The sequence below is a fragment of the Caballeronia sp. EK genome, from assembly GCF_014384845.1.
GTDB lineage: Bacteria > Pseudomonadota > Gammaproteobacteria > Burkholderiales > Burkholderiaceae > Caballeronia > Caballeronia jiangsuensis.
On record NZ_JACSUE010000007.1, the window covers coordinates 195,354 to 210,421 of the forward strand.

Genomic DNA, 15,068 nt, shown 5'->3' on the forward strand with positions numbered 1-15,068 from the left:
ATGAAACGGCATTGGCCACGCGCTTTATCGTCGGCAATAGTGGAGTCGAACTCACTCGACTCGAACTCCGCTCATGTCAACGCTCCCCTCGCTCATCGCCACCGATATCGACTACGAACGCATCGGCTTTCAAACCGGCACATTGCGTTTGCCGTGGTCGCACGACCGCTCCGCCTACGGTCATATCCCGATTCCGCTCGCCGTCCTGAATGCGGGCGATGGTCCCACCGTGCTGCTCACGGGCGGCAATCATGGCGACGAATACGAAGGCCCCGTCGCGTTGATGAAGCTGATGCAGCGCATGCCGGAACTCGCGATTCGCGGCCGGCTGATCGTGATTCCCGCGCTCAATATGCCCGCGTTTCTCAACGGCTCGCGCACGTCGCCCATCGACGGCGGCAATCTCAACCGCCTCTTTCCGGGCGCGCGCCACGGCAAGCCCACGGAGATGATCGCGCATTACATCGAAACCGAATTGCTGCCGCGCGCGGATGTCGTCATCGATCTGCATGCGGGCGGCGCGTCGTTCGATCATGCGCCGACGCTGCTCGCTTCGCCGCCATCGAAGGACGATAAAGAACGCCGCGCGCGCTATCTCGATCTCGTGCGCGCGTTCGGTGCGCCGAACACGATGGTGATGGACCTGCTCGGCGAAGACCGCACGTTCGCGGCGGCCGCCGAGCGTCACGGCAAGCTCTTTCTATGCGGCGAGTTCGGCGGTCACGCGGGCTGCGATGTGGGCAATCTCGCGATCGTCGAACATGGCTTGCAGCGTGTGCTGCAGCGTCTCGGCGTCTTGCACGACGCGCGCATCACGCCCGCACCGGCGACGCGCTATTTCCGCGTCGAGGGCGCGCAGCACTATGTCTACGCGCCGCATGCGGGCGTGTTCGAAGCCGCCTTTTCGCTCGATGACGATGTGCACGCAGGCCAGCTCGCGGGCCGTCTCTTCGATCCGCACGAGCCCTGGCGCGCGCCGCGCGAGATCGCGTTTCGCGGCGCGGGCCGCGTGATGTGCGCGCGCACCTTCGCGCGCGTCGAAGCGGGCGATTGCATCGCGCTCATCTCCGCCGAAACCTCTCTCGACTGACACTCAAGGAGCACATGCATGAGCGCTCATCCCCTGCCCGCGCGTGCGGACACGTCCATCGACGTGCGGCATCCGACGTATATCGTGCTGTTGTTCTTCGTCTGCTTCGCGTTCTCATATCTCGACCGGCAAATCGTCAGCATTCTCGTGCAGCCGATCAAGCTGACGCTCGGCATCACGGATACGCAAATCGGCTTGTTGCAAGGCTTTTCGTTCACGATGTGCTATGCGACAGCGGGCGTCTTCGTCGCGCGTCTCGTGGATCGCGCCAACCGCGTGCGCCTGATCGCGGCATGCGTCGCGATCTGGGCGATATCGACGGCGCTCTGCGGCTTCGCGACCAGCTTCGCTGAACTGCTCGCCGCACGCGCCGGCACCGCGATCGCAGAAGCGGCGCTGAGTCCCGCGGCGCTTTCCATCTTCAGCGACATCTTTCCGCCGCGCAAGGTCACGCGTGCGAGCAGCGTGTTCATGCTCGGGCCGTATATCGGCGGTGGCCTCGCGCTCTTCGGCGGCGGCATGCTGCTGTCCGCGACGGGCGGCGATACGAGCGCGCGGCTCGCGGCGCACGGCTTTACGCCGTGGCAGGCGGTGTTCGTGCTCGTCGGTCTGCCGGGTCTCGTGCTGGCGGCGCTTGTCGCATTCACGGTGCGCGAGCCCGCAAGACATGAAGCCGACGAACGCATGCGCGCCGGCGATGATGCACTGCCCTCACTGCGCGAAGTGCTCATCGAACTGTTCGTGCGCAATCGCTTCTGCGCGCCCTACTTCGCCGCGTATGTCGCGCTCATCACGTTGTTCTATTCGCATGCCGCGTGGTTTCCGACGCTTCTGATGCGGCATTTTCATCTCGCGCCATCGGAGGTCGGCAAGATGGCCGCGCCTGCCTACATGATCGGCGGAATGATGGGCGTCGCGGCTGCGGGACTGCTTGCGGGGCGCGTCACCGACGAACGCACGCTGCGAAAGGTGCTGACGATATCGACGGGCGCGGTGGCCGCGCTCGTGCCCGCCGCGATCGCGATGCCGCTCGTCGCTCACAGCACGCTCGCGATCATGCTGTATGGCGCTTGCGCACTGGCCGCGAGCATCGCGATGGCGCTTGCGCCCGTGCCGTTGCAGATCGCCGTGCCGAACCGCATGCGCGGCCGCTCCATCGCCTTGCTCGTCTTCATGACCAACGCGATCAGCGGCGGTCTCGGACCGCTCGCGGTAGGCTATCTGAACGAACGACTCGGCGGCCCGCATGCGCTGGCGATCGTCGGCGGAAGCGCGGCGCTTGCGAGTGCATTGCTCTATGCGCTGGCGACGGCTCGTATATCGGCCGCGCGAAAGGAGGCTTGCTGATGAACCATCACGTATTTAGTTGCCGTATCGGCGACATGACGATAACGCGCATCGACGAAACGGCATTCGCGCTCGCGCCGGAGAAGCTCTATCCCGATTGGAACGAAGACTTGGGCACGGACGCAATCGAACTGCGCACGCATCTATGGGTGATCGAGCGTGACGGTCTCGTGTTCGTCGTCGATACGGGCATCGGCAACGGCAAGTCGCGTCCCTTCAGCGCGCTCTTCGACCAACTCGACAATCCCGTGCTCGAACGCTTCGCAGCCGCCGGTTTCGATCGGCACGAGATCGATTATGTTTTGCTCACGCATCTGCATGTCGATCATGTCGGCTGGAATACGCACTGGGAGAACGGACATTGGGCGCCGGTGTTCCCGAACGCGACGCATGTATTCGGCGAACGCGAGCGCGCATTCTTCGATACACCCGGCGGCGAGCCACGCCGCATGGCCTATGCAGACAGCGTGCTGCCTCTGATCGATGCGGGCCTCGCGCGCACGATTCCCGACGAAGGCGCGACGCTCATCGAAGGCGTTCGCTTCGTGCCGACCTTCGGGCATAGCGCGGGACATATGGCGATCGAAATGCAATCGAACGGCGAGACCGCAATTTTTTCCGGCGACGTGATGCATAGCCCGATTCAGGTCGCCATGCCGCATTGGAGTTCGGTGTTCTGCCAGCAACCACAGCACGCGCGTGCTTCGCGCGACTGGCTGCTGAAACGCGCGGTCGAATCCGAAGCCGTTGTGTTCACCGCACACTTTCCTCAGACATCAGCCGGGAGAATCGAAGAAACGGCGAATGGCTTCGCGTGGCGTTTTCTTGCGGCGAACGATTGATGCGTCTCATAAGGACTTAATAAATTCCTGCGACCGGCACGAGTGCATAAAAATAAATGCACGTCATCCCTTTTTCAATAATGATCGAACCGTTGCAGTGCGCAAAAACACGATTGACGCCGCCCCGGCGATGCTGTCACGATTCGTAGGCCGTAAGGATCTGCTATCCCGTCCAGGGTTGCTTTCATGAGACGAATAGCGGATCGATCCCGAAGATCCTGATTACAGCGTCCTTACTACGCGATAGCCGACATACGGGAGAACGTCCATGCTGAACGCTCGGACTGGCGCCAGATCCACCGATAACATCCGGATCATTGCGGCTTTTCTCATGCTGGTCGCAGCGGGGTTTCTCGCGATCCGCATGGTCATCATCTACCACTATTCGCTGACCTATGTGTCCGATCATGCACGGGCCTTCAGCGATTTCAATTTCTACTATTACGCGTTCAGCACCGTGCTGAACGCGCCGCACGATCCATCGCTCATCTATAACAACGAGCATCTGGTTGCCTATCTGTCGAATCTAGGCGCCAACCTGGACGACATTCTCATTTATTGTTATCCGCCGCAGTTCGCGGTGATCTTTTCTCCATTCGCGTTGTTGCCGTCGTTTACCGCGAAACTCGTCTGGGTCGCGATGTCGGTCGTGCTGTGCATCGTCGGCGCGATTCTGCTTGCGAAGATGTCGTATCGCGGTGAAGACAGGCGTGTGACCGCGCTGCTCATCGCGGTGACGTTGTTGAGCTTTCCGGTGCTGCACGACGCTTATCTCGGGCAATCGAACCAGCTTCTGTTCTTTCTGCTCGCGACGCCGTTCTTCCTGATCGAACGCGGCAATCGCTGGCTGGCGGGCCTCTTTCTGGCATTTGCAGTGGTGTTCAAGGTGACGCCGCTCGCGGTCGTCGGCCTGCTGTTATTGCGACGTGAATGGCGCACGGTGATATCGACAGGCGTCTGCGCCATCGCGCTCACGCTCTTCACCGCAAGCAGGCTGGGCTTTCGCGTTATCTGGGAGTACCTGACCGTCGAGATCGCACGCGCGCAAGCGCAGATCCTGAGCGCGGGCGGGCTGCCCGGTAATAGCTCCGTGCGCGGCGCCCTGCAGACGATATCGGAGAAGCTCGGCATGCCGGCATCCGAGGCAACGCTTCACACGACGCAGACAATATTCGCCGTAATCATCTGTCTGTTCGCATGCTATCTCGTGATCCGCCGCAGTCGCGAAAGACGCATGGACTACGCGCTCGCGTGCATGACGATGCTGCTCGCCGCGCCGATCCTCGAACCGATTCACATGGTCGTCGCGCTGATTCCTCTGGTGATTCTGCTCGGCACGGCGCTGGAGCAACGCGATCTGCAACTGTCCGCGCTCGCGCCGCGTGTGGAGTTGTTCCTTCTCGCAATCGCGGTGCTCCTTCTGTTCTTCATGGAGCGGTCCGCGATGTATACCGTCTCGGCGCTGATTACCTATGTGCTGTGCGTCGCGCGCTATTTCCCGCCCGCGTCGGCGCTTCGGCGCAATCGGAACGCGGACACCGGCGGATTCGACTCGCGGATTGCGTGAGATTTACGAGAGGTTAGCGCACGCCAAGCAACGCCTTCGGTTCGAGAAACGCCTCGATACCGAAGGTGCCGTATTCGCGCCCGATACCCGACTGCTTGAATCCGCCGAACGGCGCGGCCGGTTCGTGCGCGAGCGTGTTCACGAGCACGCGCCCCGCCTCGATGCGCTCCGCCACCGCATTCGCGCGCGCGGCGTCCGATGAAGCGACGTAGGCTTGCAGGCCGTACGGCGTATCGTTGGCGATCGCGATCGCATCCTCGGTATCGCCGTACGCGATGATCGACAGCACAGGACCAAAGATTTCCTCGCGCGCGATCGTCATGTCGTTCTTCACATCGCTGAAGATGGTCGGACGCACGAACCAGCCCGCATCGACATTGTCCGGACGCCCCTGGCCGCCCGCGATCAACCGCGCGCCCTCATCGATGCCGATACGGATATAGCGCTGCACGCGCTCCCATTGCTTGCGGCTCACCATCGGTCCGATGCTGGTTTGCGGATCGCGCGGATCGCCTGATCGAATCTTGCCGACCGCATTCACGATCCTGTCCTCGAACTCCGCGAGCCGCGCGCGCGGCACCAGAATGCGCGTGCCGGCAATGCACGCCTGCCCGCTGTTCATGAAGCCCGCGTCGAGCGCGAGCGGCACGGCTGCGTCGAAATTCGCGTCATCGAGCACGATCATCGGGGACTTGCCGCCGAGTTCCAGCGTCACGCGCTTGAGCGTATCCGCGGCGGTGCGCAGGATCGTCTTGCCGACGGCCGTCGATCCGGTGAACGACAGCTTCGCGATATCGGGATGCGCGCTGATCTCCGCGCCGACGGTTTCGCCACGTCCCGTGACGATATTGAATACGCCCGCGGGAAGCCCCGCTTCATGCAGCGCTTCGGTGACGACGCGCGTCTGCATCGCGCTCATCTCGCTCGGCTTGATGACGGCCGTGCAGCCCGCCGCAAGCGCGGCCGCGAGCTTGCCGCAGATGAAACCGGCATCGCTGTTCCAAGGCGTGATCAGTCCCGCGACGCCGAGCGGCTGCATGACGACCTTCGCCGTACCGGCTTCGCGCACGAACGAAAACGCTTCAAGCACCTTCGCCGCTTCGAGCAGCACGTTGCCCGCGTGCTGCGCCATCCAGCGCCCGCGCGACACCGGCGCTCCGTATTCCGCGACGATCGCCTCGAAAAGCTCGTCCTCTTTCGCGACCACGGCGGCATGCATGCGCTTCAGCATGTCGATGCGCTCGCGCTTGTCGGTCCGCGAGAACGCGGGAAATGCGCGCTTCGCGGCCGCGATCGCATGGCGCGCGTCCTCGGCGTCGGCGAGACGCACGCGACCGATGACCTGTTCGGTGGACGGATCGTAGAGGTCGAAAAGCTCGCTGCCGTGCGGCGTAACGAATGCGCCGTCGATGTAGATCTGGTCGATGTAGTGCATGTCCGATTGGTCCGATTCGATGTAGTCAGCCCAAAGATAAGGCGTTTGCATTGATTCGACTAGACGTACAATCCGGCATGACCTCTTGAGCGATTTAGCATAATGAAAACGTCCGGTCTAGCCGAACTCGAAGCCGTGCTGGCCGTCTCGCGACATCGCAGCTTCCGCGCCGCCGCGAGCGAACTGAGCGTATCGACGTCCGCGCTCAGTCATTCGATCGCGGGGCTCGAAGCGCGCATCGGCGTGCGGCTCTTCAACCGCACGACCCGAAGCGTGTCGCTATCCGAGGCCGGCGCGCAGTTCGTGCAGAACGTGGCGCCCGCGCTGTCGACCATCCGCGATGCGCTCGAACAGGCCGGCAGCTTTCGCGACACGCCGTCGGGCACCTTGCGCATCAACACGTCGGTGGGCGCGGCGCATCAGGCGATGCCGGTCTTCATCGCGTTTCTGCAGCGCTATCCCGACATGAAGCTCGATATCGTCACCGAAGGGCGTCTGATCGATATCGTCGTCGAAGGCTTCGACGCGGGCATCCGTTTGCTGGAAACCGTGCCGCAGGACATGATCGCGGTGCCCTTCGGCGAGCGTCAGCGTTTTGCCGTAGTCGGCAGTCCCGCGTACTTCTCGGAGCACAAGCGGCCGCGCACGCCCGCCGATCTCGCCGCGCATCGCTGCATTCGCAGCCGGATGCCGAGCGGGTCGATCTATCAGTGGGAATTCGAGCGGCACGGTCAGACGGTGCGCATCGACGGCGACGGCGCGTTGACGCTCGACGAACCGGGCATGATGCTCGCGGCGGCGCGCGCCGGGCTCGGTCTCGCCTATCTGACCGAATGGAATGTCCGCGCCGACCTCGTGGCAGGCACGCTCGTGCGCGTGCTCGAAGAATGGACGCCGCCGCTCGACGGGCTATGCCTCTACTATCCGGGCCGGCGTCATGTGCCCGCCGGCTTGCGCGCCTTGATCGACATGATCCGCGAATATGCCGATGCGAATCGAAAGCGCGCGATGCCGAACAGGAAGCGCAGGCAGGCCAATTCAAAGGCTTAACGCCGTCATCAGTTTTGTTTATCGCGATTCCGGCTTCGGTTCCGTCGAACATTGCGTGGACGCGCTCGCTACGCAAGGGTTCCGCGTCATCGCGACGCTGCCTTGCAATCGACGGTCGAGGCTCATCCACAGGTTAACCCTTTCTTTTTGCGCTCCGTGAACGGCGTACGTTCGAACCCGCGGGCAAATGGGCGCGTTGCGCGTCATGCCATCGCGTCATCAATCGAACGACAACGATGAGGGGTGTTCAAGAGTGAAAGGTCAACTGAAGCCATTGAGTGCGGGCGTGCTGTTGTATGCGGCTGCCGTCGCAACGCCGGCATCCGCGCAAAGCAGCGTCACGCTGTACGGTATCGTCGACGATTCGATCGTCTACCAAAGCAGCCAGACGAACCTGAACAGAAGCACCCCGGGCCGTTCGAACGTCAAGATGGCGTCGGGCATCTGGGCGGGCAGCCGTTTCGGATTGAAGGGCGCGGAAGACCTGGGCGGCGGCAACAAGGCCATCTTCCAGTTGGAATCGGGCTTCGACATCAACAGCGGGCAACAGCAGTTCACCAACGCGATGTTCGGCCGCCAGGCATGGGTCGGTCTGACGAACCCGGGCTACGGTACGCTGACTCTCGGCCGCCAGTACACCTCGTACTACACGCTGCTCTCGCCGTATAGCCCGACGAACTGGCTGACCGGCTACTTCGGCGCGCACCCGGGCGATCTGGACGGTTTGGACACGATCTACCGTGCGAACAACTCGGTCGTCTATACGTCGCCGAAGCTCTACGGCGTGACGGTGAGCGGTTCGTACTCGTTCGCGGGCGTGCCCGACAGCGTGTACCAAGGTTCGACCTGGTCGGCGGCGATCCAGTATCAGCAAGGCCCGATCGGTGGTGCGGTGGCGTTCTCGCGCATCAACAACGCGGCCAACGGCGGCGGCTTCTACAGCGGTCAGTCGACCACGGTCAACGATACGACGAGCACGACGGGCGGCGGCCAGGCAGGCGTGTCGGCGGTGACGGCGGGTTATCAGCGCGCGCAGGCTCAGCAGCGCTTCGCGGTTGCGGGCGGCTACCAGTTCAACAGCGCGTGGGACATCTCGGTCACGTACACGAACGTTCAGTACATCCCGGGCGTGAACTCCGGCTTTACCGACGAAGCCGTGTTCAATACGGCCGGCACGGTGCTGCACTGGAAGGCGACGTCGGCATGGGACTTCGCGGCGGGCTACAGCTACACGTGGGCGAGCAAGGCGAACGGCATCAGCGACGCGGCTTCGTACCATCAGTTCAACCTGTCCCAGTACTACTCGCTCTCGAAGCGCACGGGTCTGTACGCACTGGAAGCGTTCCAGCGTGCGAACGGCAATACGCTGTTCTACCCGAACAACAACGCGACGACGACCCCGCGCCAAGGCGCAGCGATCGCGACGATCGGCGATGGCTTCCAGGGCGCACCGTCGGCATCGCGCAGCATGTTCGCAGCAGGCGTGGGCATCATCCACCGCTTCTGATCAGCAACGAATCGTTTCGCTTCGAGCGTTCGATCGCCTGCACGCATCGTCGTGCGGGCGATGCGAACGCGCGCCATTCAAAAGGAAGTCAAGGAGATAACCATGAGAGCTCTGGATCCCAGGCGACTATTGACATTGCTGGCCGCGTGCATCGTGGCCGCCACAGTCGCGGCATGCGGCGGCGGTAGCAGCAGCAGCACGGGCAGCGACAGCGCCGCGAAAACACCGTTGGCCGTGGTTAAGCCCGTGGTCGATTGTTCGAAGCTGGCATCGATCGATCTCAGCGATATCGGCGGCGGCGGCAGCACCATCAGCTCGGCCACGGTCACGGCCGCGACCGTGAACGGCGCGACCGTCAACTTCTGCACGGTGAAAGGCACGCTCGCACCGTCGAACACGTTCGAGGTCGCGTTGCCGGTCGACTCGTGGACGCAGCGTTTCGCCGAGCTGGGCTGCGGCGGCCTGTGCGGCAATCTCAGCGATCCGACCAAGCAAAGCTCGTTCAGCTTCAGCTATACCTGTCCGCTCGTTCAGCAAGGCGGCTTCGTCACGGCGGCGACCGACATGGGCCACTCGGGACAGAGTTCCGCATGGACGACCGATCCGCAGAAACAGGCCGACTTCGCGTATCGCGGCCAGCACATCACGACGCTCGCCGCGAAGAAGCTGATCAAGGCGTACTACGGACAAGAACAGAAATACTCGTACTTCGTCGGCTGCTCCGATGGCGGCCGCGAGGCGCTCATGGCCGCGCAACGCTATCCGTCGGACTACAACGGCATCGTCGCCGGCGCGCCTGCTGCGCACTTCCAGATCCAGAACTCGCTCTATCACGGCTGGAACGTCGAATCGAACAGCACGACGGGCACGAGCGCCGGCAAGGCCGTGCTCTACGCCGACAAGGCTCAGGTGCTGCACAAGGCCGTCGTCGCCGCATGCGGCGGTCAGACGAGCGTGGCCGATGGCCTCATCGCCGATCCGCGCACGTGTCATTTCGATCCCGCGACCATTCAATGCGCGGCCAGCGCGTCGAGCACGAGCAACTGCCTGAGCGCTGCGGAAGTCGCGACGGCGAAGAAGATCTACAGCGGCCCGACCGATGCGAACACGAACATGCTCATGCTGGGCGGCTCGCCGCTGTATGGCTCGGAAGCGAACTGGATCGGCGTCGAGGTGCCGACATCGAACTCGACGGATGCGCCCGTGCCCGTGACGAGCCTCTTCAGCTACATGATCGTGACCGGCGCGTATAACCTGATCTTCACGGGATCGCCCACGATGCCGAACATCGACACCTTCGGCTATACCGACGCGAGCTTCTATCCGAACTATCTGCAGACCAACCATGCGCTCAACGATGCGACGAGCCCGGATCTGTCGGCGTTCAAGAATGCGGGCGGCAAGCTGATTCTGTGGCACGGCTGGGCCGATCAGCATATCTCGCCGCTCTTCACGATCCGCTATTACCAGGCCGTGAAGGACACGATGGGCGAAGCCAGCGCGAACGAATTCTCGCGCCTGTATCTGGTGCCGGGCGTGGGTCATTGCGGCGGCGGCGAAGGCTTCCCGAACATCGATCTCGTATCGCAGATCACCGGCTGGGTCGAGCAGAGCACGGCGCCGAATGCCGTTATGACCTATCAGACCGATGCGACGACGAGCGCGGTGACGGCATCGCGTCCGGTGTATCCGTATCCGGCCGTGGCGAAGTTCAACGGCAACGGCGACTGGCATGACGGAGCGAACTGGGCTCAGGGCGCGCCGCTGTATAACGATCCTGCGCCCGCGTGGGCAGGGGCGAGTTTCTATACGTCGTATAGCCCGAAGACGCAGGGGGTCGCGGCGCCGTAAGCAGCTACGCAATCACTCCATCATCGCCATTGTTGCGGCGGCGCGCGTATGCACCCTGCGCCGCTGCAATCCAAGCAGACACACGAGCGATACGGCCGCAAGCGAGCTGTAGAACAACGCAAGCGGCCACCACTGCCCCGGCCACGCATGCGCGAGCACAGTGCCGATAAGCGGCGTCAATCCGCCCGCCAGCGCCGCGCATGACTGATACGAGAGCGAGATGGCCGAATACCGCACGCCGACATCGAACGCGTCGGTCATGAGTCCGGCCATCACCGCATACGAACTCGACATGCACATCACCGCAATCGCGATACCAATGACGATCGCAACAGGCCGTCCCGTCGACACGAGCACGAACATCGGATAAGGCGATAGCATCGCCAGCCCCGCGGCCCATGCGAGAAAGCGATTCGCGCCGACGCGCTGCGCGATCCATCCCGACGCGAGCTGCGTGAAGAGCTGAATGAACGCGACGACGAAGAGACAATCGAGGATCAGCGCGCGTTCGAGGCCGAGCGTTTCCGTCGTGAAGCTGAGCATGAACGTATTCACGAACCACGCGCCCGCCACGCCGATCACATTCGCGCCGAGACACAGCAGCACCGTGGGCCACGCGTTGCGCAATACATCGACGATGGGCAGGCGCGCCGGCTTCTGCCGCTCGCTATACGCGGTGAACTCCGGCGACTCCGCGACGCGCGCACGAATGAACACGCCGACGACAAGCAGCAGCGCGCTCGCCATGAACGGCACGCGCCAGCCCCAGTCGAGCAGCGCCTCGCGCGGCAGATGTCCGACCGTGCGAAACGCGAGCAACGCGAGAATCAGGCCAGCGGGACTGCCGAGCTGCGCGAACGATGCGAGAAACGTCCGCTTGCCTTGCGGCGCATGTTCGCCTGCCATCAGCACTGCGCCGCCCCACTCGCCGCCGATCGCGATGCCCTGCGCGACGCGCAGCAACACGAGCAGCGCGGGTGCGAGCGCGCCGGCGGTCGCATAGGTCGGCAGGAAGCCGATGCCGACCGTACCCACGCCCATGATCGCGAGCGTGGCGACGAGCGCCTTCTTGCGGCCCACGCGGTCCCCGAGATGCCCGAACACGAGCCCGCCGAATGGCCGCGCGAAGAAGCCCACCGCGAAGGTGCCGAACGATGCGAGCGTGCTGTAGAACGCATCGCCCGATGGAAAGAATAGCTTGCCGAACACGAGCGCCGATGCGGTCGCGTAGATATAAAAGTCGTACCACTCGATCGTCGTGCCGAGGAACGCGGCGAACGCCGCGCGGCCGGGCTGGCGGGCGGGGCCGCCGTGTGCATTGCTGTGCATGAGTCGTCTCCTGTTGATGACCGGTCTGCGTGCCGGTTCGTCCGTTCGGTTGTCTAGCCCTTCAGTACGCCCGCTTCGAACAGGCGCTGCTGCGTGGCCGCATCGATGCCGAGCGTGTCGAGCACCTTGCGCGTGTCGCCACCCAGCGCGGGAGGCGGCGTGCGATACGTCGCGGGCGTGCGCGACAGCTTGATCGGCGTGCCGGTGCCGCGATACGCACCCAGCTCGACGATCAACTCGCGATGCAGCGTATGCGGATGCGCCGCGACGGCATCGACGGTATGCACCGGGCCACATGGCACGCCGCCGCGAATCAGCGCCGCCGCGAGCGGCTCGCATTCATGCGTTTCGAGCAATCCTTCGAGCGCTTCCTTCAACTCGCGGCGATGCGCGCAACGGCTCTTGTTATCGATGAAACGCGGATCGTCGGCGAGCGCGGGCGCGTCGAGATGCGCACAGAGCTTCGCGAACTGACGATCGTTGCCCACCGCGAGAAAAATCGGCGCGGTGCCCGTGCGATAGCTGTCGTACGGTGCGATGTTCGGATGCGCGTTGCCGCTGCGCTGCGGCGTGCGTCCGTTGCCGAAGTAGTTCGGCAGATGCGGATGCAACAGCGACACGGCGCAGTCATACAACGCGATATCGAGGGACTGCCCGCGTCCGCTCTTTTCGCGTTCCGCGAGCGCGAGCAGAATACCGGCCAGCGCGTTGAGACCCGTCACCATGTCGACGACCGGCAGACCGACCCGCAGCGCCGGACCATCGCGTTCGCCGTTCACGCTCATGAGGCCTGCCATCGCCTGAATCGCGGCGTCGTATCCCGGCAGGCCGCCGAGCGGGCCATCGGGACCAAAGCCCGACACCGCGCAATGAATGAGGCGCGGATAGCGCTTCGCGATATCGCGCTCGTAATCCATGCCCCAGCGCGCGAGCGTCCCCGGCTTGAAATTCTCGACGAGCACATCCGCACCGTCGAGCAGTCGCCACAGCACCGCGCGCCCTTCCTCGCACGACAGATCGACGCAAATCCCCTGCTTGTTGCGATTCACGCCGACGAAGTACGACGCCGTCTCGCCGACGAAGGGCGGCCCCCAGCCGCGCGTTTCATCGCCGCCCGGCGGTTCAAGCTTGATAACTTCGGCGCCGTGATCCGCGAGTGCCTGCGTGCAATACGGGCCGCCGAGCACGCGGCTCAGATCGATCACGCGCAGGCCGTGCAGCGCGCCGTGAATACGTGCCGTGGTCATCGTGCGTCTCCTTCGCGTCGCGGCAGAAGCGTCATGGCTTCGTCGATGGTGACGGGCGTTTCATCGACGAGCTTGCGCAGAAGCGGCGCGTCGTCGCGCATGTCATGCGGCGCGAGCGGATCGCGCGGCATCAGCTTGTGACGCACGATAAGATGCGCGAGCGCGAGCCTGCGATGATCGGGCGCGACGCGTGCGGCTTCTGCCGCCATGAGCACGGCGGTCGTCGCGTGATAGAGCGCGCTCGCCGCCTCGCGCACGGATTCGTCGCGGCCGCATTCGGCGACGCTGTCGAGCGCGCTGCATGCGCGTGAGAACACATCGCGCAACATCGCGATGCTCGCCGATGGCAACGCGCAATCGTCGAGCATCGCGCCAACGTGCTGCACGAGTGCATCGAGCGCGCCTTCTCGACGCGCGGCCCGCGCGACATCGAGAGCAACGATATTGCTCGTGCCTTCCCAGATCGAGCCGAGATGGGCATCGCGCACGAGACGCGGATCGGCCCATTCCTCGATATAGCCGACACCGCCGCGCACTTCCATCGCATCGCCCGTCACGCGGCGCGCATCGCGGCAAGCGCGGAACTTGATGAGCGGCGTGAGGATGCGCACGCACTTCGCCGCGAGCGCATCGCCGCGATCCGCGCGTGCGAGCAGCGTCGCGATCTGCATGAACATCGAGCGCGCCTGTTCCGCGGGAAGCATCAGCTTGAGCAATTGGCGCTGCATGAGCGGCATGTCGATGAGCTTGCGGCCGAACGCCTCGCGATTTCGCGCGACGTGCAGCGCCTCGGTCAACGCGCGACGCATGAGCCCCGCCGCGCGCACACCGTTCGAAAGCCGCGACATGTTGATCATGTCCGCCATCTGATGAAAGCCGCGCCCTACTTCGCCGATGAGATACGCCTGCGCGCCTTCCAGCACGATCTCGCCGCTCGCCATCGAACGGCTGCCGAGCTTGTCCTTCAGCCGCACGATGCGATACGCGTTGCGCGTGCCGTCTTCGCGCGTCTTCGGCAGAAGAAAAAGAGCGAGGCCCTTGATGCCGTCGGGCGCGTCGTCGGGGCGCGCGAGCACCATCGCGAGATCGGCGTCCGCGTTCGAGCAAAACCATTTGTCGCCCGTGAGCGTCCACACTTCATTGCCGTGCGCATCGACGCTGCGTGTCGCGCGTGTCGCGATGCGTCCGACATCCGAGCCCGCCGCCTGCTCGGTCATGAACATCGCGCCTTGGTACAGCGTGTCGAAGTCTTGCGAGGCGAGCATCGGAAGATAGCGCTCGATCAACGCCTTCGTGCCGAAGCGGCGCAAGGTGCGCGTGAGCGAATCAGTCATGCTGACGGGACAGCACAGGCCGAACTCCGCCTGCACGAAGAGATACGTGAGCGCGTATTTGACGAGTGGCGGCGGCGCGTTCTCACGATGACTCATCGCCGCGAGACCGAGCTCGGCATACGCGACACGTTCGAGCGCGACGTAATCCGGATGCTTGTCGATATGCTGCAACGCTTCGCCCCGCCGCGTGCGCTGACGCAATTCCGGCGGATGATGATCGGCATTGGTCGCCCATGTGTCGAGTTCATCGGATGCGCGCTGACCGAGATCGACGAGTTGTTCTTCGATGCCGCGATACACCGTCTCGCCGAGATAACTCTTCAGCAGCGCGCCGAACGACGGATCCTTGTTGAAGAAGTTGATGCCGCGGCTGTCGGGAATGTTGGACGTGCCCGCATCGGGACGGATGTCTTGCATGAACTGTCTCCTGGCTTTTGTGCGGCGCAACCCGCGCTGCGCCATCCTTGAA

11 protein-coding genes are annotated in these 15,068 nt (G+C 63.8%); 7 read left to right on the plus strand and 4 right to left on the minus strand.

Annotation, left to right across the window (positions count from 1 at the left end; all coding sequences use genetic code 11):
* Positions 1-73: 73 nt before the first annotated feature.
* The 4 genes from IAG25_RS22355 to IAG25_RS22370 all read left to right on the plus strand — a co-directional run bounded on the left by IAG25_RS22355 (position 74) and on the right by IAG25_RS22370 (position 4,846).
* Complete coding sequence (locus tag IAG25_RS22355; RefSeq protein ID WP_187606793.1) at positions 74-1,090, plus strand: succinylglutamate desuccinylase/aspartoacylase family protein; 1,017 nt, start codon at positions 74-76, stop codon at positions 1,088-1,090.
* An 18-nt stretch (positions 1,091-1,108) separates the two neighbouring features.
* Complete coding sequence (locus tag IAG25_RS22360; protein ID WP_187606794.1) at positions 1,109-2,437, plus strand: MFS transporter; 1,329 nt, start codon at positions 1,109-1,111, stop codon at positions 2,435-2,437.
* Positions 2,437-3,279 (plus strand): MBL fold metallo-hydrolase, encoded by an 843-nt coding sequence (locus IAG25_RS22365; RefSeq protein ID WP_187606795.1) that lies wholly within the window; start codon positions 2,437-2,439, stop codon positions 3,277-3,279. Before IAG25_RS22360 ends, IAG25_RS22365 begins: the two co-directional genes overlap by 1 nt.
* A gap of 268 nt (positions 3,280-3,547) precedes the next feature.
* Positions 3,548-4,846 carry a glycosyltransferase family 87 protein gene (locus IAG25_RS22370; RefSeq protein WP_255503852.1) on the plus strand — a complete coding sequence of 433 codons (1,299 nt, stop codon included), beginning with the start codon at positions 3,548-3,550 and terminating at the stop codon, positions 4,844-4,846.
* Positions 4,847-4,859: 13 nt separating this feature from the next.
* Here the strand turns inward: IAG25_RS22370 and IAG25_RS22375 are convergent, their stop codons facing one another.
* Positions 4,860-6,281, minus strand: a complete 1,422-nt coding sequence (locus IAG25_RS22375; RefSeq protein WP_187606797.1) for an aldehyde dehydrogenase family protein — start codon at positions 6,279-6,281, stop codon at positions 4,860-4,862.
* Positions 6,282-6,383: 102 nt separating this feature from the next.
* Here IAG25_RS22375 and IAG25_RS22380 point away from each other — a divergent pair, with 102 nt between their 5' ends.
* From IAG25_RS22380 to IAG25_RS22390, 3 genes are all read left to right on the plus strand, one after another.
* Positions 6,384-7,331 (plus strand): LysR family transcriptional regulator, encoded by a 948-nt coding sequence (locus IAG25_RS22380; RefSeq protein ID WP_187606798.1) that lies wholly within the window; start codon positions 6,384-6,386, stop codon positions 7,329-7,331.
* A 253-nt stretch (positions 7,332-7,584) separates the two neighbouring features.
* On the plus strand, positions 7,585-8,838 hold the full coding sequence (locus tag IAG25_RS22385) for a porin (protein ID WP_309243956.1): 1,254 nt from the start codon (positions 7,585-7,587) through the stop codon (positions 8,836-8,838).
* Positions 8,839-8,940: 102 nt separating this feature from the next.
* On the plus strand, positions 8,941-10,689 hold the full coding sequence (locus IAG25_RS22390) for a tannase/feruloyl esterase family alpha/beta hydrolase (protein WP_255503854.1): 1,749 nt from the start codon (positions 8,941-8,943) through the stop codon (positions 10,687-10,689).
* A 12-nt stretch (positions 10,690-10,701) separates the two neighbouring features.
* Here IAG25_RS22390 and IAG25_RS22395 read toward each other — a convergent pair whose 3' ends face one another.
* Genes IAG25_RS22395 through IAG25_RS22405 form a run of 3 tightly spaced genes read right to left on the minus strand, consistent with a single transcriptional unit; the run spans position 10,702 to position 15,016 of the window.
* Positions 10,702-12,018, minus strand: coding sequence for an MFS transporter (locus IAG25_RS22395; protein ID WP_187606799.1), 1,317 nt, complete (start codon positions 12,016-12,018; stop codon positions 10,702-10,704).
* Positions 12,019-12,071: 53 nt separating this feature from the next.
* Positions 12,072-13,265 (minus strand): CaiB/BaiF CoA transferase family protein, encoded by a 1,194-nt coding sequence (locus IAG25_RS22400; protein ID WP_187606800.1) that lies wholly within the window; start codon positions 13,263-13,265, stop codon positions 12,072-12,074.
* On the minus strand, positions 13,262-15,016 hold the full coding sequence (locus IAG25_RS22405) for an acyl-CoA dehydrogenase family protein (protein WP_187606801.1): 1,755 nt from the start codon (positions 15,014-15,016) through the stop codon (positions 13,262-13,264). The genes IAG25_RS22400 and IAG25_RS22405 overlap by 4 nt, the downstream gene beginning before the upstream one ends.
* Between the last annotated feature and the right edge of the window lie 52 nt (positions 15,017-15,068).

Excerpts from the sequence above, each read along its gene's own strand:
- IAG25_RS22355 (WP_187606793.1), top strand. The coding sequence starts at position 74 with ATGTCAACGCTCCCCTCGCTCATCGCCACCGATATCGACTACGAACGC.
- IAG25_RS22360 (WP_187606794.1), top strand. The coding sequence starts at position 1,109 with ATGAGCGCTCATCCCCTGCCCGCGCGTGCGGACACGTCCATCGACGTG.
- IAG25_RS22365 (WP_187606795.1), top strand. The coding sequence starts at position 2,437 with ATGAACCATCACGTATTTAGTTGCCGTATCGGCGACATGACGATAACG.
- IAG25_RS22370 (WP_255503852.1), top strand. The coding sequence starts at position 3,548 with ATGCTGAACGCTCGGACTGGCGCCAGATCCACCGATAACATCCGGATC.
- IAG25_RS22375 (WP_187606797.1), bottom strand. The coding sequence starts at position 6,281 with ATGCACTACATCGACCAGATCTACATCGACGGCGCATTCGTTACGCCG.
- IAG25_RS22380 (WP_187606798.1), top strand. The coding sequence starts at position 6,384 with ATGAAAACGTCCGGTCTAGCCGAACTCGAAGCCGTGCTGGCCGTCTCG.
- IAG25_RS22390 (WP_255503854.1), top strand. The coding sequence starts at position 8,941 with ATGAGAGCTCTGGATCCCAGGCGACTATTGACATTGCTGGCCGCGTGC.
- IAG25_RS22395 (WP_187606799.1), bottom strand. The coding sequence starts at position 12,018 with ATGCACAGCAATGCACACGGCGGCCCCGCCCGCCAGCCCGGCCGCGCG.
- IAG25_RS22400 (WP_187606800.1), bottom strand. The coding sequence starts at position 13,265 with ATGACCACGGCACGTATTCACGGCGCGCTGCACGGCCTGCGCGTGATC.
- IAG25_RS22405 (WP_187606801.1), bottom strand. The coding sequence starts at position 15,016 with ATGCAAGACATCCGTCCCGATGCGGGCACGTCCAACATTCCCGACAGC.